Here is a 19749-nt window from a genome sequence, read left to right as displayed (position 1 = left end):
GATGCTGTGAGCTCTGTGAACGAAAATCATGCACTCTGGAAAAGGAGGTCAGGTTGTTATGAAAAAAAGCAGTGGAAAGGTAGTAAAGTACAATAAATGGGGATATATCTTTTTGATTCCTTTTATTGTAGTATATGTTGTTTTTCAGCTGATTCCATTGATCAGCACTATTTATAACAGTTTCTTCGAAAACTATATGTCAGGACTGACACAGGTCGGACCGAATTTTGTCGGACTTGCAAACTATAAAAAGCTTTTCTCGGATGGAGATATCTGGATTTATACCAAAAATACTCTGTTATTGTGGATCATGTGCTTCGTACCGCAGATTATTTTATCGCTTGTACTTGGGGCATGGTTTTCAGATGTGCGTCTCAGATTAAAAGGAACACGTTTCTTTAAAACGGTCGTATATCTTCCAAACCTGATCATGGCATCCGCATTTTCCATGTTGTTTTTTACCTTGTTCTCCGATGGAGGACCGATCAACTCAATGCTGATGCAGATCGGATTTATTGATACACCATATAAATTTTTATCAAATGCGGGAAGTGCAAGAGGACTGATCGCACTGATGAACTGCCTGATGTGGTTTGGTAATACAACGATCCTTCTGATGGCTGGTATGATGGGTATCGATACTTCTTTATTTGAGGCAGCAGAAGTCGATGGAGCAACTTCTTCCCAGGTATTCTGGCAGATCACGTTACCGCTGTTACGTCCGATCCTTGTATATGTGGTCATCACATCTCTGATCGGTGGTTTACAGTTATTCGATGTTCCACAGATCTTAACCAATGGAACCGGTGATCCGATGCGTTCTACTATGACACTGATCATGTTCTTAAATAAACATCTCTACAGTAAGAACTATGGTATGGCTGGTGCATTGTCAGTTATTCTGTTTATCATTACAGGTATTTTAAGTCTGATCGTATTTAAGATTACCGGCAATGATAAGAGGAAGGGGTGAAGATCATGAATGAAAATCGTAATTTGAAAAAAGGCGTAGGTATTCATGCAAGAAGAGCAATCGCATACGTTGTACTCATCATTGTTTCTATATTATGTCTGTTCTGGTTTTATGTATTATTTATCAATGCGACCAGATCAAATGGTGAGATGCAGTCCGGTTTTACACTGGTTCCAAGCAGTCATTTGTGGGAAAACTGGAAGAACTTAAGAAATGGAACGCTTCCAGTTTGGAACGGTATGTTCAACAGTCTGATCGTTTCCTCACTCAGTGCAATACTCAGTGTATATTTTTCAACGATGACAGCTTATGCGATCCATGCATATGATTTCAAACTGAAAAAATATATTTATCCGTTTATTTTGATGATCATGATGATCCCGACACAGGTAACTGCACTTGGATTTATCAAACTTGTATCTGGTATGCATTTAGAGGATTCCTTTATTCCTCTGATCGTGCCGACAATCGCAGCTCCGGTTACATTTTTCTATATGAAACAGTACATGGAAAGTACACTGCCGTTGTCACTGGTTGAGGCAGCGCGCATTGATGGATCTGGGGAGTTCCGTACATTTAACTCTATCGTAATGCCATTAATGAAGCCAGCGATCGCCGTACAGATGATCTTTACTTTTGTAAGCAGTTGGAATAATTACTTCACACCGGCATTGATCCTGCACGACGATAAGAAAAAGACACTGCCTATCTTAATCGCACAGCTGCGTGCAGCTGACTGGCTCAAATTCGATATGGGGCAGGTATATGTAATGATCGCATTCTCTATTTTCCCGGTTATTATTGTATATCTGTTTTTATCAAAACATATCGTACAGGGTGTCGCACTTGGTAGTGTAAAGGGTTAACAAGTCTGTTCAAAAATTTGTAAAAAATTGCTGTACTATAAAAAATGAGACTGCCAGACAGGTGGTCTCATTTTTGATTAAAAATCTTTGACGATGTCACTGGTAAACAGGGCGGTTGTGTGCTATACTATTATTTATAATTGGTAGAAAAAAGATCGGATGTGTTGGGGTACAACAGGTGCAGCTGAAATCGGACAGGCTGACCATTTGCAAAGTACACATAGAAATGGAGAGGAATATGACGGAGACAGGATTATGGATTTTTCTGATTTGTTTACTTTTAGTAGTGCTCATAGCAACTGTGGTTGCAGTAGTGTCAGCAGTATCAGGCGCTGCGGCAGCGATCGTGGATGACGAGGAATCAGAGGAAGAATAGGAATACAGCCGGTATGGATGAAGATCGTCACCATTTATTATTATGTTCACGATCCCGCTTGCATTTACGGGAGGATTCTTTGCTGCAAGGAAGAGATCTAAAAAAACAGTTGACAAACCATGCGTCCCCTCGTATGATAAAAACAGCAAAAAAACAAAGGTTGTGAGAAAGAAGAGTACACATAAACTCTTTGCAGAGAGGGAAGTTCACCGGCTGAAAGACATCCCAGAGAAAGATATGTGGAAGGTAGCTTTTGAACCGGAATACTGAGAAAGTATAGCTGTATGACAGGACATAAGAACAGGCATTGCAGGTATGCACAGGTATTCACGACTCATCCACGTTACAGGATGACCGGTCAGGCATGGACTGGCTGGACACAAGCACCAACAAAGGTGGTACCGCGATCATATTCGCCCTTTGTATTCCGTATGGGATACAAAGGGCTTTTTTGATTCATAGGAAATTCGTCCTATGAATCAAAAAGCCCTCCGGGCGGGATGCGCATCTCGCAGAGAAGAAGTTAGCTGTAAACAGCACCGCCCGAGCGCGAAAGAGTCGCAAGCAACTCTTTGTTCATTAATCAAAAAGGAGAACAGATTATGTGTCAGAATTGTAGTAAAGAATTAGCAAAGACCTACGATCCAAAAAGCATTGAAGACCGTTTATACAAAAAATGGGAAGATAACGGCTATTTCCACGCCGAGGCAGACCGCAGCAAAAAGCCGTTTACCATTGTAATGCCGCCGCCAAATATCACAGGACAGCTTCACATGGGACATGCACTTGACAACACCATGCAGGATATTTTAACACGTTATAAGAGAATGCAGGGTTATAATGCACTGTGGCAGCCTGGTACAGACCATGCTTCCATTGCAACTGAGGTTAAGGTAATCGAGAACCTCAAAAAACAGGGCATTGACAAACGTGATCTCGGAAGAGAGGGTTTCCTTGAAAAATGCTGGGAGTGGCGTGATGAGTACGGCAGCCGCATTATCAACCAGTTAAAGAAAATGGGATCTTCCGCTGACTGGGAGAGAGAGCGTTTTACCATGGACAAAGGCTGCTCTGAGGCAGTGCTTGAGGTATTCGTAAAATTATATGAAAAAGGATTGATTTATAAGGGTTCCCGTATCGTCAACTGGTGTCCGGTATGTAAGACTTCCATCTCAGATGCTGAGGTAGAACATGAGGAGCAGGACGGATTTTTCTGGCACATCAACTATCCGGTTGTCGGTGAAGAAGGCAGATTTGTCGAGATCGCAACAACAAGACCGGAGACATTGTTTGGCGATACCGCAGTTGCAGTCAACCCGGATGATGACCGATACAAAGATATTGTTGGAAAAATGTTAAAACTTCCGATGACAGACCGCGAGATCCCGGTGATCGCTGATGCGTATGTTGATAAAGAGTTCGGAACCGGATGCGTAAAGATCACACCGGCACATGACCCGAATGACTTTGAGGTCGGAAAACGCCATAACTTAGAAGAAATCACGGTTATCAATGATGATGCAACGATGAATCATTATGCCGGAAAATATGAGGGCATGGATCGCTATGAGTGCAGAAAAGCATTAGTGGAAGATCTTGAGAAACAGGGACTTCTTGTAAAAGTAGAGCCACATTCCCATAATGTAGGAACCCATGACCGCTGTGGCACAACCGTAGAGCCGATGGTAAAACAGCAGTGGTTTGTAAAGATGGATGAGCTGATCAAACCTGCTGTTGAGGCAGTAAAAAATGGAGATATCCAGTTACTTCCAAAACGTATGGAGAAAACATATTTTAACTGGACAGACAATATCCGTGACTGGTGTATTTCCAGACAGCTCTGGTGGGGACATCGTATTCCGGCTTATTACTGCCCGGACTGTGGTGAGATGGTCGTAGCAAAGACTGCGCCGGAAAAATGTCCGAAATGCGGCTGTGACCATATGGAGCAGGACCCGGATACCTTAGATACCTGGTTTTCATCCGCACTCTGGCCGTTCTCCACATTAGGCTGGCCGGAAAAGACAGAAGACTTAGATTACTTCTATCCGACAGACGTACTTGTAACCGGATACGATATCATTTTCTTCTGGGTTATCCGTATGATCTTCTCAGGTTATGAGCAGATGGGAAAAGCACCGTTCCATACCGTATTATTCCACGGACTGGTTCGTGATTCCCAGGGACGTAAGATGAGTAAATCTTTAGGAAACGGTATCGATCCGCTGGAAGTTATCGACAAATACGGTGCAGACGCACTCCGCCTGACACTGATCACCGGAAATGCACCTGGAAATGATATGCGTTTCTACTGGGAGCGTGTTGAGGCATCAAGAAACTTTGCAAATAAAGTGTGGAATGCATCCCGTTTCATTATGATGAACCTTGAGGGAAGTGAGATCAAAACCCCATCACTTGACGAGTTAAAACCGGCAGATAAATGGATCTTATCCAAAGTAAACACACTTGCAAAAGATGTGACAGAAAATATGGATAAGTACGAGATGGGAATCGCCGTACAGAAAGTTTATGATTTCATCTGGGATGAATTCTGTGACTGGTACATTGAGATCACTAAGACCCGTACTTATAATAAAGAAAATGATCCGGCATCTGCAAACGCAGCATTCTGGACATTAAAGACCGTACTGACAGAGGCATTAAAACTGCTTCATCCGTTCATGCCGTTTATCACAGAAGAGATTTTCTGCACACTGCATCCGGAAGAAGACACGATCATGCTTGCAAAATGGCCGGAGTACCGTGCTGACTGGAATTTCCCGGCAGAGGAAGAAATGTTAGAGCACTGCAAGGATCTGGTAAAAGGTGTCCGTAATTTGCGCACAGAGATGGATGTTCCGCCATCAAGAAAAGCAAAAATCTTTATTGTTACTGAAAATGCCGCTTTGCGTGATTCCTTTGAACTGACGAAAGAGGCTTATGCAAACCTTGCCGGCGCAAGTGAGGTCATGGTGCAGCAGGATAAGACAGGAATCGGGGAGGACGCTGTATCTGTTGTAATACCTGGTGCAACATTATATCTGCCACTGGAAGATCTGGTTGATTTTGAAAAGGAAAAAGAACGTCTGTTAAAAGAACAGGCACGTTTAGAGAAAGAACTTGCACGTTCTAAGGGAATGCTTTCCAATGAAAAATTCTTAAGCAAAGCACCGGAAGCAAAAGTGCAGGAGGAAAAAGATAAACTTGCCGGATATGAGCAGATGATGGCACAGGTCAAAGAACGTTTGGCACAGATGTCAAAATAATTGCAAGATAATGAGCGCAAGAATGGCGAATTGGATCATGTGCTGATTTTGTACATGATATAAGTAAAAAGGAGCTATGCATGAAGGTTTCATCCTTACCGGCGAGCCGGAAAGGAGCCTGCCTGTCATAGCTCTTTTTAGTAAAATAGCACCAAAAAACAAACATTTTGTTAAAGAATTTACTTGAAAAAGCATAAAAGTACTAGTATTATATAAGATAAGGAATATTCTACGTTACTATATATATACATACATGAGAAAGAATTGGGGAGCACGCCTATGGTAACAGAGGAAAAGCCAATCGTACAGATAACGGCGGATGGCATGGAAGCTTATATTATGCTTGTAACACCGGACGATGGGGGAGAATATACAGTTGAATCATTGCAGAAAGCACTGGATGAGAGAGGTGTCAAGTACGGAATAGATGAATCAGCGTTGAAAAAGCTGGCTGATGAAAAAAAATATGGACTGGAGACATTAATAGCACGGGGCACAGAGGCGGTAGATGGAAAAGACGGTTATTATGATTATAATTTTAACTGCAACTTTGATAAAAAACCGTTGATAAAACCGGATGGAACCGTGGATTACTGGTCTGTAAAGTCGATAGAGTCTGTGGTGCAGGATCAGGTGATCGCGGAGTACCATCCTTGTGTGGAGGGAACAGACGGCAAGACAGTCACTGGAAAGCCGATACCTGCAAAGCGGGGAAGAGAACAGCTTCCACTGAAAGGAAAAGGATTTGAACGCCGGGATGATAATACCTATGTTGCGCTGATGAGTGGTAAGATTGAGACACAGAATGACAGGGTTGTGATCCTTCCGGTACATGAATTGTCCGGCAATGCAGATCTTTCCAGTGGCAACATTGATTTTCATGGTGATGTTGTGATCCACGGAAGCGTGGAAAGCGGCGTTATAGTAAAAGCAAGCGGTACGATCACAGTGGATGGAATCGTCGAGGCATGCACGTTAGAGGCAGGAAAAGATATCATTTTAAGGAGTGGAATGCTCGGTGGAAATAAGGCATCAGTAAAGACAAAAGGCAGTATTACCGCAAAGTTTTTTGAATTTACCCGTATTGAATGTGCAGGCGATATCTGTGCAGATGTGTTGATGGATTGCCAGGTACAGTGCTTTGGAAAGATCATCATGAATGGAAAACGCGGAGGCATCATCGGTGGCCTTACACATGGAGTGTGTGGAATCGAGGTTACGACATTAGGGAACGATGCCGAGAAGAAGACCGTTATTATGGCTGGTGCAAGTCCGGAGGAATATGAAAAGCTCAGACAGTTAGAGAAGACGATCCAGGAGCTGAGTCAGGGATTAGCGCAGATCGATGAGGGACTGCGAAAGTTTGAAGAACTCGAAAAAGCTCGTGGAGTCAGCTATAAAGATGATCCGAGGAGAGTAACACTGCTCCGTGTCAAGATCCGTGATACTGCAACGTTAGCAAACAGCAAAGAAGAGGCAAAACAGATTCGTAATCTGATCGAGAGTGCGAGCGGTGCATGTGTTACCGTTTTGCGGGAGACTTATCCGGGAGTGGTGATCCAGATCGAGGATACCAAGCTGCTTGTACAGAACAATGTAAAATCAGCGGAGTTTTACAAGCTGCAGGATAAGATCAAGACGAGAGAATGCTCATAAAACTGCTGTCGAATATGGCAGAAGTTTTACGAAAAACTTAATATAAATTTACTTGATTATTGTCACCACTATATTATAATATAGTGGTGATTCTTTTTGCCCCGAAATTGTGCAAAGGAGCGAAGAATATTAAAATAGATGTTGCCATAAAATTTGGCAGAAAAGGACTGGTCGATTATGATTAATTTTGAAGAAGAGTTAAAGAATTTTAAACCGAGCTTAGAGGTAGAAGAGGCAGAGCAGGCGATATATAATCATGAATTAACAGATATGACAGATGTTTTAAAAGAGATGATGCAGGAATTAAAGCATAATATGTAAGATATCTTTTGAAAAGTCAAATGTAAGTTCGTGAAGTGAGGGAAAGAATGAAGTGCTATAATTGTGGAGCAAAGCTTGGAAGGGAAAATATCTGCCCTGAATGTGGCGTAAATGTAAAAATATATAAAAAAATTGTCATGGCATCCAATGAATATTATAATGATGCACTGGCAAAGGCGGGGGTCCGTGATCTTTCAGGAGCAATTGAAAGTCTCAAAACAAGTCTGAAATTCAATAAATTAAATATAGATGCAAGAAATCTGCTTGGACTGGTCTATTTTGAGATGGGCGAAGTCGTGGAGGCGTTGACAGAGTGGGTGATCAGTAAGAACTATCAGCCGTCTGATAATGCTGCAAGCCGTTATCTGGATGAGATACAGAATAACAGGTCAAGGCTTGAGACGATCAATCAGACCATCAAAAAATACAATCAGGCATTATTATACTGCAGACAGGACAGCCGCGATCTGGCAATTATCCAGTTAAAAAAAGTATTGTCATTGAATCCGAAATTAGTCAGCGGGCATCAGCTTTTAGCACTGCTTTACATTCAGGAGGGCAAGTATGATCTCGCAAAGAAGTCTTTACGCAATGCAGGAAAGATCGATGCAAATAATACGATCACACTCCGTTATCTGAAAGAAGTGAATGCAGGATTAAAGGATAATACCTCCGGGAAAAAACCAAAAGAAGAACAGATTTCCTATCAGAGTGGCAATGAGACGATCATCCAGCCAAAGTATTTAAAAGATAATTCTGCGATGGGAACAATCCTTAATATGGTCATAGGAATCGCAATCGGTGCGGCAATTACCGGATTTCTGGTTGTGCCGGGTGTGCGCCGTCAGGTTCAGAATGATGCAAAAGCGCAGGTGCTTGATGCGAATAACACAGTTTCATCAAAGAATCAGGAAATCAGCACTCTGCAGAAACAGATCGACGATCTGACAAGTCAGATGACTGAGGTCAAGGACAGTGCAGAAGGATCGGAGAACAAGATCAGCACATATGATCAGCTGCTCTCTGCCTATGCATCTTATTCGGATGGTAATATTGAGGCGGCAGGGAATGCACTTGGCAATGTCAATGAGGAATATTTAAGTGACAGTGCTAAGAGTGTTTATGAGACGATCAATGCACAGGTCAATGCAGACTATTTAGAGTCCTTATATAATCAGGGATACAGCGATTATAACAGCCAGAAGTTTGAGGAGGCTGCCACAAGTTTACAGAAAGTTGTAGACATGGAAGAGACCTACAAAGACGGATATGCACTGTATTATCTGGCACAGGCATACCGCAAGAACAATGATCTTGAGACAGCAAAGATTTATTACCAGAAGATCGTAGAACTTTATCCTGGTACAGAGCGTGCAGCAAATGCACAGAATTATCTTAATATTGAGGAATAGGATATTTGGAATAAACAAAATTAAATATCAGCAATGCCATTATACAAAAGACGTCTGGATAATATCAGGCGTCTTTTTATTTCACAAAAAGGCATTTTATCAATGATATCGCGAATCAGGGAACGCTGGGAAAGGAGTATTTATGGAAGAAAAATATCAATTAAAGGAAGGGTGTTTAACGATTCAGATGCCAAAAGAGCTTGATCATCATGAGGCGGGCAGACTTAAGCTGGAAGCAGATTATCTGATCGGGGCATACCATGTCAGACGGCTTGTATTTGATTTTCGGGAGACGGAGTTCATGGACAGTTCAGGGATCGGTGTGATCATTGGAAGGTGCAAGAGTATGGGATTTTCCGGTGGGGAAGTGATGGCGATGAATATGAACGAGCGTGTAAAAAAAATATTTATGGTGTCAGGACTGCAGAAACTGATCCGGACGGATCTGGTCAGAAAAGAATGGGACATGCAGGATTAAAAAAGTGAAAATCAGAAAATGAAATGGAGAATCAATATGCAGACAGATCATAGTAATGAGAACGAAATGAAACTCGAATTTGATGCAAGGTCAGTAAATGAAGGGTTTGCAAGAATGGCAGTAGCTGCGTTTGTAGCGGAATTAGACCCGACACTGGATGAAATTTCAGATATTAAGACTGCTGTTTCGGAGGCGGTGACCAATGCGATTATCCACGGGTACGACAGTCCAAAGGAAAAGGTGGAAGTATCCTGTAAACTGTGTGGAAACTGCGCTGAGATCACGGTAAAGGATCATGGTCATGGAATTGAAAATGTACCAAAAGCCATGGAACCTTTTTTTACAACAAAACCGGAACTGGAGCGCTCCGGTATGGGATTTGCCTTTATGGAAGCCTTTATGGATGAAGTGGAGGTACATTCGGCACCCGGAAAAGGGACTACAGTGATAATGAAAAAAAAGATCGGCGCAGGGATGGGCGTCTGATATGGAGCATTTTAAGGAACTGATGCAGCAGGCACATGAGGGGGATAAAAGTGCGAGGGATGCACTGATCGCAGGAAACCTTGGACTTGTACATACGATCGTGTACCGGTTTGAAAACCGTGGGCATGACAGGGAGGAGTTATTCCAGATCGGATGCATTGGACTTATGAAGGCGGTAGATAAATTTGATCTTTCATTAAATCTTGCATTTTCTACATATGCTGTTCCGGTGATCATGGGGGAAATCCGCAGGTTTTTAAGGGATGACGGTATGGTGAAGGTAAGCCGGACGTTAAAGGAAAATGCTTATAAGGCAGGACGTGCACGAGAGGAATTGTGGAGAGAACTTGGAAGAGAGCCGGGAATGGTTGAGATTGCAGAGCGGACAGGGTTAAGCTGTGGCGAGATCATTATGGCAATGGAATCAGCAAGGGATGTGGAATCTATTTATCAGCCGGTCTATGAGAAAGACGGGGACGAGCTTTTAATGGTCGATCAGTTGTGTGAAAGAGAAGAAAACGGCATAGATGAACCGGAAAAGGAAGCGGTCTTAAACCGGATGGTGATCGAGCAGTTGTTAGCACTACTGGATGAGCGGGAAAAAAATCTAATCCGGTGCCGTTATTTTGAAAACCGGACGCAGAGCGAGACTGCAAAAGAACTTGGAATGACGCAGGTGCAGGTCAGCAGGCTTGAAAAAAAGATTCTGATTGGTCTTAGAAAAAATTTAGGATAGAAAAGTGCAGGGCGAATATATTAAAAAAACGGGCAAATTGTAATGATTATGCCACATCCGGTTGATTTTCCCATATAAACATGTTATTTTTTTATAAAATGCAGAGAAATTAACATGATAAGGCTGTGCAAAGTGGAAAACAGTGTGAAAAAATAAGAATTTTGTGCAAAAGTGAAAAAGGATTTTGGTGCAGAAGAGGGAGAATTAACATGAAATACGAAAATTATATATTTGACTTATATGGAACTTTAGTGGATATTCGCACGGATGAGGAAAAACCGGAGTTATGGGAAAAACTTGCGCAGTTTTACGGATATTACGGTGCAGCTTATACAGCGCAGAAACTGAAAAATGCATATACATGCCTCACAGGACAGAAAGAGGATGCCCTGCGGCAGGAGATGGGATCAGAGGCAGATATGAAAAAAGATGATACCCATGAAGCACATCCGGAGATAGAGATTGAGGAAGTTTTTCTTGCGCTGTTTCAGGAAAAAGGAGTGCAGGCAGACTTAGAACTTGCCATTCATGCGGGGCAGTTTTTCCGGATTCTTTCCACAGAATATATCAGACTTTATGATGGGGCAGAGGAACTTCTTGCGGCATTGCGTGAAAGAGGAAAAAAAGTATATCTGCTTTCGAATGCACAGCGTATTTTCACTGCATATGAACTGAATCTTTTGGGGTTAGAGCCTTATTTTGATGATATCTTTCTGTCATCCGCGTGCAAAGTGAAAAAACCGGATCCACGTTTCTTTCATCTTTTACTGGATAAACATCACATTTTACCGGAGGAGAGTATTATGATCGGAAATGATGCAGTCAGTGACATCAGGGGGGCAAAAGAGGTCGGACTTCATACATTTTATATTCACTCGAATATTTCACCTGATATCAGTCAGAGACCGGATGCAGATCATGTGCTGATGCAGATGGACCTGTTAAAAGTGAGACAGATATTGATTTCCGATTAATGTGACAGAGAAAAATGCCGATACATTCATATATGAATGGAGGACCGGTTATGGCAAAATACGAAAAAACAGAACGTCTCGAAAAAGTACCGATGGAGTACTTGTGGGAAGGACTTGTTTTATCAGATAATCTTTACAATTATAATGGAAGTGTACTTTTAGTGCCGAGCGGAGAAGTTATCACGAAAAGCAAACTTGATAAACTGATCAATTTCAGCGATGGCAATAATTATATTACAACATTCCGCGGATCTTACGAGTATATCATGAAGGGAAAAGACCGTCCGGCTGAAATACAGCAGAAAATGTTGGAAAACAGAACCGGGTATACAGAACTGCGCAAAGGCGTCGACCATGTGCTTCAGATGAGTAAAAATGTGATGTTTGTCAATCATGCTGAAGTGGAAGGTATGATGGAGAAAGTATACAGCAGAATGGTATCCGTGGATGCCGGAGAGATTTTCCAGTGTATTACCGTGCCAAGACCGGTTGACGAGGCATTGCAGAGACATTCCTTAAATGTTGCACTTTTAAACGGAATCATGGGACAATGGTTAGGACTCGATGAAAAAGACATCCGGAGTCTGATTTTAACAGGTGTGCTTCATGATATTGGAAAGACGAAGATTCCGGAAGAAATTTTAAATGCACCGAGAAAACTGACTCCGGAAGAATTTGAGGTTATGAAAAGACATCCGCTTTATTCTTTTGAACTTCTGGGGGAGGATATCAGCGAGGATGTACGCTATGCAGTGCGCTGGCATCATGAAAAATTAGATGGAAGCGGTTATCCGGATGGTTTAAAAGGAAGCTCCATTTCTTATTTTGCAAGAATTACATCAATTTCGGATATTTATGATGCAATGCTTTCTGCGCGCAGTTATAAAAAAGAGAAGATTCCGTTTGATGTGCTGCAGTGGTTTGTAACTGAGGGGTACAAAGGACTTGACCAGAATCTTCTCAATATATTTATAAAAAATATGGTAAAAGTATACAGACATCAGCAGGTTATTATGTCGGATGGCAGGGAAGGATGCGTTGAATATATTCCGTTAAATGATATGGATCATCCGATCGTCTCCGTCGGAGAAGAAGCAAGACAGGTAGACGAAGACTGGTACTGTGTGCATATGGCATAAGAATCGTGATGTCCTATCATGCAGTGGATTCACTTGCAGCATGATCAGAGATCAGAGTCGAGGGAATCTTCATGCAGAATAAAATGATTGCGCTCCGTTTTAAGGAGTCCCTCCCGCTGCATTTTTGATAGTTCTGCAGACAGGGCACTGCGGTCTACGTTTAAGTAGTCGGCAAGCTGCTGTCTGTTAAATGGTATCGTAAAATCAAGGCTTTTCGCAGCGGCAGATTGTGCAGAAAGGTAAGAGAGAAGCCGTCCGCGGATCGATTTTGGTGTGGTATGGAAGATCCTGCGGGAGAGAAGCAGATTTTTCCGTGCCGAAATAAAAAACATATTATGGATCAGGCGGTTGTGATGTGAACAACTGTTATTGCAGGTTGTGAGCAGCCGTCCTATATTTAAAAACAATACTTCTGTCTTTGCGGATGCAGAGACAACATTGACCATCAGAGGTTCTTTTGACAGGCTTGCGTAAGTTTCAGCGAAGAAAAAGCCGGGGGCTATGTCATCTAATACACTGTGATTTCCCCATACATCATCATTTTCAATCTGAACATTTCCGGACAGTACAAGTCCCATGGAATGAACACATTCCCCGGCATGATAGATGATCTCGCCTTTTCCGTAACTTCTTGTGACTGCTCCAAGACAGGAGAGCATTTCTTTAATTTCTTCCGGCGATTCGCCCGAAAACAGCATTGTCTGACTTAAAAACTGATAATCCATAAAAGAGAAACCTTCTTTTTTAAAATTTTTTTAAATGTTGTTATGACAACATACTTTTGAGAAAAATTCTAGTATAGTGTACGAGTAATGTCAAGAGCGCAGAAAACAGGAGGAATTTATATGGTACGCAGAGTAATACAGATAGACGAAGAAAAATGCAACGGATGTGGTCTTTGTGCAGAGGCTTGTCATGAAGGTGCGATCGGCATCGTGGACGGAAAGGCAAAACTGCTTCGTGATGATTATTGTGACGGACTTGGTGATTGTCTGCCAAACTGTCCGGTTGGAGCAATTTCTTTTATAGAGCGTGAGGCGGCAGCTTATGATGAGGCAGCAGTCCAGGAAAATAAAAAGAAAAAAATGCAGGCAATGGGACAGGCACTTTCCGGTGGATGTCCGGGTGCAAGAATGCGTCAGCTTGAAAGAAAACCTGCAGAAGAAAATCAGAGTGCAGCTTCACCGGTCAGTTCAGAATTACGTCAGTGGCCGGTACAGATCAAACTTGCACCGGTCAATGCGCCTTATTTTGACGGGGCAAAACTTTTGATCGCGGCAGACTGCAGCGCATATGCGTATGGTAATTTCCATCAGGATTTTATCCGTGGAAAAGTGACACTGATCGGATGTCCGAAATTAGATGATGTGGATTACAGTGAAAAACTGACAGAGATCATTAAAAATAATGATATTAAGAGCGTGACGATCGTGAGAATGGAAGTACCTTGCTGTGGAGGAATCGAGCATGCAGCAGTGACTGCATTAAAGAACAGCGGAAAATTCATTCCATGGAATGTTGTGACGATCTCAATTGACGGAAAAATTTTAGATTAAGAAAAACGAAGATAGTGTGAAAATAACATTTTTACACACATAAATGGAGGATGATATATGTTTTGTTTTCAGTGTGAGCAGACAGCGGGATGCAGCGGATGTACGGGAGCTGCCGGTGTATGTGGAAAGAAGAGTGCAACAGCGGATCTGCAGGATGAACTGACAGGAGCACTTGTGGGACTTGCACATGCCTGCATGAACAACCCAAAGACAGAGCAGACGGACCGCATTATAATAGAAGGTTTATTTACAACCATCACAAATGTGAATTTTAATGATGAGACACTGCGTGAAATGATCGCCCGTGTCAGAGAAGAAAAAGCGAAAGTTGCACCTGGATGTACGACTTGCATATCACCGTGCGGCAATACCAATGATTATGATATGAAGCGGATGTGGGAGGCAGATGAGGATATCCGTTCCTTAAAATCCTTAATTTTATTTGGCATCCGTGGTATGGCAGCTTATGCTTATCATGCAATGGTACTCGGATATACAAATGAGGAAGTAAATGACTTTTTCTATCGTGCCTTATTTGCAGTCGGTGAAGATTTCGAGATGGGGGATCTGCTACCACTCGTGTTAGAAACAGGAAAAGTAAATCTTACCTGCATGGAGATGTTAGACCGTGCCAACACAGAAACATTTGGAACACCGGTACCGACGGAAGTGCCTCTGATGGTGGAAAAGGGACCGTTTATCGTTATTACCGGACATGATCTTTATGATCTGAAGCTCTTGTTAGAGCAGACAAAAGACAAGGGAATCAACGTTTATACACACGGTGAGATGCTGCCGGCACATGCTTACCCGGAATTAAAGAAATATCCGCATTTAAAAGGCAACTTTGGTACTGCATGGCAGAATCAGCAGAAGGAATTTGATCATATTCCGGCACCGGTTCTTTACACAACAAACTGCCTGATGCCGGTCAAAGAAAGTTATGCAGACCGTGTATTTACAACAGAAGTGGTTTCTTATCCGGAAATGGTGCATATCGGGGAAGATAAAGACTTTACCCCGGTTATCGAAAAAGCATTAGAGCTTGGCGGTTACAAAGAGGATACACAGTTTACCGGTATCAATGGCGGTACAAAGGTCATGACCGGATTCGGTCACGGAACTGTACTCGGCGTGGCAGATCAGGTGATCGCGGCTGTAAAAACCGGGGATATCCGTCATTTCTTCCTGGTAGGAGGCTGTGATGGTGCCCGCGCGGGAAGAAATTATTATACGGAGTTTGTGAAACAGACACCGAAAGATACCATGATCTTAACACTTGCATGTGGAAAATACCGTTTCAATGATCTTGACCTTGGAACGATCGGTGGACTGCCGAGAATCCTTGATATGGGACAGTGCAACGATGCCTACAGTGCGATCCGTGTCGCAGTGGCACTTGCGGAGGCATTTGACTGTGGCGTGAATGAGCTGCCGCTTTCCATGGTGCTTTCCTGGTACGAACAGAAAGCAGTCTGCATTTTATTGACACTGCTCCACCTTGGTATCAAAAATATAAAACTGGGACCGACACTGCCGGCATTTATTTCACCAAATATCTTGAATTATCTGGTAGATAATTATGGAATCGCACCGATTACGACACCGGAAGCAGATTTAGCAGAGATCCTTGGATAAATCAATAAAATAAATGTTTTGGGAACCTTTCTGTCGCCCTAAATGAGAAAAGGGGGTGTGAAAAATGATTTTTTATTTTTCATACTTCCTTTTTCTGGTTAAATGAAAAAATATACTGTATATTGTCGAATTTTGAGTTATAATAGATAATAAGTTTGTATTCAGGCTTGTCAGGAATGAGAATATTGTTTTTATAAAAAAGCACGAAATGGGGAATGGTATGGAAAGAATCTGGAATTTTTTTGAAAATATGAATGAATATGTATATGTTGCAGATGCGGATACCCATGAAATGGTTTATATGAATAAAAAGATGAGAGATACTTATGGGATACATTCAAAAGAAGAACTTGCCGGCAAAAAATGTTATGAATTGCTTCAGAATTCAAGCCTGCCCTGTACGATCTGCAATAATGATGAACTGCAGGAGGGACAGTTTAAGGAGTGGCGGTATTTTAACCCGCTTTTAAATAAATACTTTAAAATTAAGGATACTGTTGTGGAGGACAATGGCAGACGATATAGAATAGAGATTGCTCTGAATATAAGTTCTCAGGAACATCAGAAAAATGTGGTACGCCGCTACGAAAAACTGGAAAAAATCGTTAATGAGGGACTGCGTCTTGCCCTTGGAACATCTTCTGCGGATAAATCGCTGGACATCATTCTGGAATATATAGGAAAGGCATTAGATGGAGAGAGGACATATATTTTTGAGCATAATGAGAATGGGTGCGATGACAACACTTACGAGTGGGTTGCAAATGGAATCAAGCCGGAGAAAGATAATTTACAGAACCTTCCACCAGAATTATGTGCCAACTGGTATCGGAATTTTCAAGAAGATAAAAACATTGTAATTGAAAATCTGGAGAACATCAGAGAGGAAGATTCGGAACAGTATAAGAATCTGAAACGTCAGGATATCCATTCACTGGTGGTTGTTCCACTTTATTGGGAGAAAAAGATCATTGGATTTTACGGAGTGGATAATCCACCGGCAGAATCATTAGATTATGTTTCCGATATGCTTCATATCATGGGATCTTTTATTGTTTCCTCCATTCGGAGAAGAAATCTGCTCCGTCAGTTAGAACGCATGAGTTATCGTGACCAGCTCACTCAGTTTGGCAATCGTTATGCGGTCGACTGGTTTGTGGAGCATGAGTGGAATGGGGAACAGATCGGTGTAGTGTACTGCGATATCACAGGGCTGAAAAAGGTCAATGATGAGCAGGGGCATGAAGCCGGAGATCGGTTGATCATCAGGGCATGTGAGTGCTTAGCGGGTGTATTTAAGGGGTATGGTCTGTATCGGATCGGCGGCGATGAATTTTTAGTACTTTGTCTTGGAATTGAGGAAAAAGACCTGAGGGAACACGTTGAGAAACTGCACATGGATATGAAAGAACATCAGGTTACGATGGCGGTTGGCATGATATGGAAAGAACATGGTCCTAAGGATATTGATCTGCTTTTAAACGAATCGGAGCGCCTGATGTATGAGGATAAAGACAGGTATTATAAGGAACACGGACTGAAACGGCGCAGATAAATCCTTGCATTGCAGAATTAAGTGTTATATTTTCCTTCATGCTGGTCTCCTTCTGTTTATTCCCGGTAAATCTGTGCAAACCGGAAATTTCTGATGAATAACATGGTGCAGGATCGTTTTCGATTATTATATTTTACTGTGAGATTGTGATATTAGCAATAGTGAAATGGGGCAGAGAAGAGTTGAAAAGGCAGACGGATAAGAAACAAAGATAAAATAGTAAAAATAGAATAGAACAAAGAAAGAATATGGAGATAAAACAGAAAGGAATAAACAATGAATGTAAATCCTATAACAAGATTGGATTATCCAGATATGGACGTGATCCGCGTAGAAGATACCTATTATATGGTATCCACAACCATGCACTTTATGCCGGGCTGTGAGATTCTGCAGTCTTTTGATCTGGTGCACTGGGAGCATGTGAATTATGTCTATGAGACGTTGGATCATACGGATGCGCAGCAACTGAAAAGCGGTCAGAATATTTACGGACAGGGCATGTGGGCAGCTTCCCTGCGCTATCATGAAGGCCGATTTTATGTCTGCTTTGTGGCAAATGATACCCGTAAGACTTATTTGTATATTTCGGAAAAAATAGATGGTCCATGGAAAAAGCAGCTGATAGAAGGCTTTTATCATGACGGCTCTTTATTATTTGATGAGGATGGCAGAAACTATATTGTATATGGAAATGATGAAATCTGGATTACAGAATTGAATGAAGATTTGACTGCACCAAAGAAGGACGGATTACATCGTCTTTTAGTCAGTGATCATAAGAACCCGAAGCTAGGCTATGAGGGTTCTCATATTCAAAAAATAAACGGCTATTATTATATTTTTCTGGTTCATTCCCTGAGAGACCGCTGGATGCGGACGGAAGCATGCTTTTACAGTGATTCTCTGGAAGGAGAATTCACGGGTGGAGATGTACTTTGTGATGATCGTGGATATTGTGGACAGGGCGTGGCACAGGGAGGAATAGTGGATACGCCGGATGGAAAGTGGTATGCAATGCTGTTTCAGGATTCCGGAGCAGTTGGACGGATTCCTATTCTGCTTCCGGTTACCTGGAAGGATCATTTTCCGATTTTTGGACAGAACGGACATGTGCCGGAAGAAATAGAGGTTCACAGTACCAGACCAGGATATATTTATCAGCCATTAGTGGGAAGTGATGATTTCTGTAATGGGCTGCTTCCGCGCTGGCAGTTTAATCATGATCCAGATCCACGGTACTATCATCTGGATGCATTGCAGGGAACCTATACAATTACAACACGGGAAGTTTGTACAGAGCTTACACAGGCAGTAAATACGCTTACGCAAAGGATGAGTTATCCGTCCTGCGCAGCTGAGGTTACTGTTGATGCTTCTGCATTGAAAGAGGGCGATGTCGCAGGTTTGTGTGCGTTGCAGGGCTGTTATGCTGCAGTTGGCATTACAAAACATCATGGAAAATATGAAGTCCTTATGCTGGATAAAAAAGAAGATGGTATATTGGATATGACGGAAGGAACTGTTGTTGAATCACATCAGATGGATTTTCGTCTTGAAGCAGATTTCTGTAACATGAAGGATGAAGCACGCTGCTATTACCGGGTAAATAAGGGAGACTGGCTACCCATCGGAAACGTGCATAAGCTGTACTTCAAACTGGATCATTTTACTGGTTGCCGGTTTGGTCTGTTCTGCTATGCGGCAGAGGAAACAGGAGGAAGTGCCTGCTTCCGGGATTTTAAGTATTATGATGTTGATGAAATCTCATAAAGATAGAACTGCATAAAATAAGTGTCGGAATTTACTCAAATTTTTCCTACTTTGGACATTGGTTTTTACAACGGTATTGTATAGTGAAGCAGAGGAAAAACAAAACATGTTTCAGGAGATCACCCATGTTAAAAAAAATAACATATGTGGTCTCTTTTTGTTATATCTTTTGCTGGAAAATGATGTTTCGTATGTTTACAATAAAGTATGAAAAGTATGAAATGTATGAGAACACGAGAGGAGATGGGAGGAAAAACATGCTTTCAGATAATATACAGTTACTTAGAAAACGGGCAGGAATGTCACAGGAGCAGTTAGCGGAACTGACGGAAACGAGCAGACAGACGGTCTCAAAATGGGAATCTGGAGTTTCCCATAGTTAAAGATACCACACCAAATATGATGAACCCACGCTTATACACTACCAGCTATAATAAACCGCAAGGACAGCAATTTGATGATACTGCTGTCCTTTCTTTTATAAAATTGCAGTACACATAAAAAAGCTGTAAAATGATAAATATATTTGTCCTTGTAACAATTC

Annotated in this window: 18 protein-coding genes; 17 read left to right on the top strand and 1 reads right to left on the bottom strand. The window is 42.0% G+C overall.

Translation table 11 applies throughout. The annotated features are described in order from the left end of the window. Positions 1 to 58: 58 nt before the first annotated feature. The 12 genes from ACDD58_RS00640 to ACDD58_RS00585 all read left to right on the top strand — a co-directional run bounded on the left by ACDD58_RS00640 (position 59) and on the right by ACDD58_RS00585 (position 12683). Positions 59 to 973 carry a carbohydrate ABC transporter permease gene (locus tag ACDD58_RS00640; protein WP_117922450.1) on the top strand — a complete coding sequence of 305 codons (915 nt, stop codon included), beginning with the start codon at positions 59 to 61 and terminating at the stop codon, positions 971 to 973. A 5-nt stretch (positions 974 to 978) separates the two neighbouring features. Continuing rightward, positions 979 to 1839 (top strand): carbohydrate ABC transporter permease, encoded by an 861-nt coding sequence (locus ACDD58_RS00635; protein WP_186900033.1) that lies wholly within the window; start codon positions 979 to 981, stop codon positions 1837 to 1839. Between the two features lie 238 nt (positions 1840 to 2077). Beyond that, positions 2078 to 2215 carry a hypothetical protein gene (locus ACDD58_RS00630; protein WP_186900032.1) on the top strand — a complete coding sequence of 46 codons (138 nt, stop codon included), beginning with the start codon at positions 2078 to 2080 and terminating at the stop codon, positions 2213 to 2215. 602 nt (positions 2216 to 2817) lie between these two features. Then, entirely contained in the window at positions 2818 to 5481 is a 2664-nt protein-coding gene (locus ACDD58_RS00625) for a valine--tRNA ligase (protein WP_370775005.1), read from the top strand. Positions 5482 to 5760: 279 nt separating this feature from the next. Next, positions 5761 to 7137: a DUF342 domain-containing protein gene (locus ACDD58_RS00620; RefSeq protein ID WP_370775002.1), complete on the top strand. Its 1377-nt coding sequence runs from the start codon at positions 5761 to 5763 to the stop codon at positions 7135 to 7137. 177 nt (positions 7138 to 7314) lie between these two features. Beyond that, the gene (locus ACDD58_RS00615; RefSeq protein ID WP_015560889.1) at positions 7315 to 7458 is read left to right on the top strand and encodes a hypothetical protein; all 144 of its coding nucleotides are present in this window, start codon (positions 7315 to 7317) and stop codon (positions 7456 to 7458) included. A gap of 47 nt (positions 7459 to 7505) precedes the next feature. Beyond that, positions 7506 to 8870: a tetratricopeptide repeat protein gene (locus tag ACDD58_RS00610; protein WP_118209666.1), complete on the top strand. Its 1365-nt coding sequence runs from the start codon at positions 7506 to 7508 to the stop codon at positions 8868 to 8870. Between the two features lie 142 nt (positions 8871 to 9012). Next, positions 9013 to 9348 carry an anti-sigma factor antagonist gene (locus tag ACDD58_RS00605; RefSeq protein ID WP_117922516.1) on the top strand — a complete coding sequence of 112 codons (336 nt, stop codon included), beginning with the start codon at positions 9013 to 9015 and terminating at the stop codon, positions 9346 to 9348. A gap of 36 nt (positions 9349 to 9384) precedes the next feature. Next, positions 9385 to 9834 (top strand): anti-sigma F factor, encoded by a 450-nt coding sequence (gene spoIIAB / locus ACDD58_RS00600; RefSeq protein WP_243006942.1) that lies wholly within the window; start codon positions 9385 to 9387, stop codon positions 9832 to 9834. 1 nt (position 9835) lies between these two features. Beyond that, positions 9836 to 10570, top strand: a complete 735-nt coding sequence (locus tag ACDD58_RS00595; protein ID WP_117922518.1) for a SigB/SigF/SigG family RNA polymerase sigma factor — start codon at positions 9836 to 9838, stop codon at positions 10568 to 10570. A gap of 209 nt (positions 10571 to 10779) precedes the next feature. After that, positions 10780 to 11544, top strand: a complete 765-nt coding sequence (locus tag ACDD58_RS00590) for an HAD family hydrolase (RefSeq protein ID WP_370774996.1) — start codon at positions 10780 to 10782, stop codon at positions 11542 to 11544. A 50-nt stretch (positions 11545 to 11594) separates the two neighbouring features. After that, positions 11595 to 12683 (top strand): HD-GYP domain-containing protein, encoded by a 1089-nt coding sequence (locus ACDD58_RS00585; RefSeq protein ID WP_370774993.1) that lies wholly within the window; start codon positions 11595 to 11597, stop codon positions 12681 to 12683. Between the two features lie 44 nt (positions 12684 to 12727). Here ACDD58_RS00585 and ACDD58_RS00580 read toward each other — a convergent pair whose 3' ends face one another. Then, entirely contained in the window at positions 12728 to 13408 is a 681-nt protein-coding gene (locus ACDD58_RS00580) for a Crp/Fnr family transcriptional regulator (RefSeq protein ID WP_117922521.1), read from the bottom strand. Between the two features lie 120 nt (positions 13409 to 13528). On the opposite strand from ACDD58_RS00580, the gene ACDD58_RS00575 reads away from it, so the two are divergent. From ACDD58_RS00575 to ACDD58_RS00555, 5 genes are all read left to right on the top strand, one after another. After that, positions 13529 to 14239, top strand: coding sequence for a 4Fe-4S binding protein (locus ACDD58_RS00575; RefSeq protein WP_117922522.1), 711 nt, complete (start codon positions 13529 to 13531; stop codon positions 14237 to 14239). 57 nt (positions 14240 to 14296) lie between these two features. Continuing rightward, complete coding sequence (gene hcp, locus ACDD58_RS00570) at positions 14297 to 15877, top strand: hydroxylamine reductase (RefSeq protein WP_370774989.1); 1581 nt, start codon at positions 14297 to 14299, stop codon at positions 15875 to 15877. Between the two features lie 220 nt (positions 15878 to 16097). Then, positions 16098 to 17432, top strand: coding sequence for a diguanylate cyclase domain-containing protein (locus ACDD58_RS00565; protein WP_243096008.1), 1335 nt, complete (start codon positions 16098 to 16100; stop codon positions 17430 to 17432). A gap of 276 nt (positions 17433 to 17708) precedes the next feature. Further along, positions 17709 to 19205 (top strand): glycoside hydrolase 43 family protein, encoded by a 1497-nt coding sequence (locus ACDD58_RS00560; protein WP_370774984.1) that lies wholly within the window; start codon positions 17709 to 17711, stop codon positions 19203 to 19205. 257 nt (positions 19206 to 19462) lie between these two features. After that, positions 19463 to 19588 carry a helix-turn-helix transcriptional regulator gene (locus ACDD58_RS00555; RefSeq protein ID WP_330676080.1) on the top strand — a complete coding sequence of 42 codons (126 nt, stop codon included), beginning with the start codon at positions 19463 to 19465 and terminating at the stop codon, positions 19586 to 19588. The last annotated feature ends 161 nt before the right edge of the window (positions 19589 to 19749 follow it).

Source organism: Roseburia sp. (assembly GCF_041325975.1).
GTDB classification, from domain to species: domain Bacteria; phylum Bacillota; class Clostridia; order Lachnospirales; family Lachnospiraceae; genus Roseburia; species Roseburia rectibacter.
Note: the sequence above shows the minus strand (reverse complement) of the source record. Positions and strands in the feature narration are given on the sequence as shown.

What these genes read in the sequence shown, in the direction of transcription:
- ACDD58_RS00615 (WP_015560889.1), top strand. Translation starts at nt 7,315, where the DNA reads ATGATTAATTTTGAAGAAGAGTTAAAGAATTTTAAACCGAGCTTAGAG.
- hcp (WP_370774989.1), top strand. Translation starts at nt 14,297, where the DNA reads ATGTTTTGTTTTCAGTGTGAGCAGACAGCGGGATGCAGCGGATGTACG.
- ACDD58_RS00580 (WP_117922521.1), bottom strand. Translation starts at nt 13,408, where the DNA reads ATGGATTATCAGTTTTTAAGTCAGACAATGCTGTTTTCGGGCGAATCG.
- ACDD58_RS00605 (WP_117922516.1), top strand. Translation starts at nt 9,013, where the DNA reads ATGGAAGAAAAATATCAATTAAAGGAAGGGTGTTTAACGATTCAGATG.
- ACDD58_RS00640 (WP_117922450.1), top strand. Translation starts at nt 59, where the DNA reads ATGAAAAAAAGCAGTGGAAAGGTAGTAAAGTACAATAAATGGGGATAT.
- spoIIAB (WP_243006942.1), top strand. Translation starts at nt 9,385, where the DNA reads ATGCAGACAGATCATAGTAATGAGAACGAAATGAAACTCGAATTTGAT.
- ACDD58_RS00620 (WP_370775002.1), top strand. Translation starts at nt 5,761, where the DNA reads ATGGTAACAGAGGAAAAGCCAATCGTACAGATAACGGCGGATGGCATG.
- ACDD58_RS00555 (WP_330676080.1), top strand. Translation starts at nt 19,463, where the DNA reads ATGCTTTCAGATAATATACAGTTACTTAGAAAACGGGCAGGAATGTCA.
- ACDD58_RS00635 (WP_186900033.1), top strand. Translation starts at nt 979, where the DNA reads ATGAATGAAAATCGTAATTTGAAAAAAGGCGTAGGTATTCATGCAAGA.
- ACDD58_RS00560 (WP_370774984.1), top strand. Translation starts at nt 17,709, where the DNA reads ATGAATGTAAATCCTATAACAAGATTGGATTATCCAGATATGGACGTG.
- ACDD58_RS00610 (WP_118209666.1), top strand. Translation starts at nt 7,506, where the DNA reads ATGAAGTGCTATAATTGTGGAGCAAAGCTTGGAAGGGAAAATATCTGC.
- ACDD58_RS00585 (WP_370774993.1), top strand. Translation starts at nt 11,595, where the DNA reads ATGGCAAAATACGAAAAAACAGAACGTCTCGAAAAAGTACCGATGGAG.
- ACDD58_RS00590 (WP_370774996.1), top strand. Translation starts at nt 10,780, where the DNA reads ATGAAATACGAAAATTATATATTTGACTTATATGGAACTTTAGTGGAT.
- ACDD58_RS00630 (WP_186900032.1), top strand. Translation starts at nt 2,078, where the DNA reads ATGACGGAGACAGGATTATGGATTTTTCTGATTTGTTTACTTTTAGTA.
- ACDD58_RS00595 (WP_117922518.1), top strand. Translation starts at nt 9,836, where the DNA reads ATGGAGCATTTTAAGGAACTGATGCAGCAGGCACATGAGGGGGATAAA.
- ACDD58_RS00565 (WP_243096008.1), top strand. Translation starts at nt 16,098, where the DNA reads ATGGAAAGAATCTGGAATTTTTTTGAAAATATGAATGAATATGTATAT.
- ACDD58_RS00625 (WP_370775005.1), top strand. Translation starts at nt 2,818, where the DNA reads ATGTGTCAGAATTGTAGTAAAGAATTAGCAAAGACCTACGATCCAAAA.
- ACDD58_RS00575 (WP_117922522.1), top strand. Translation starts at nt 13,529, where the DNA reads ATGGTACGCAGAGTAATACAGATAGACGAAGAAAAATGCAACGGATGT.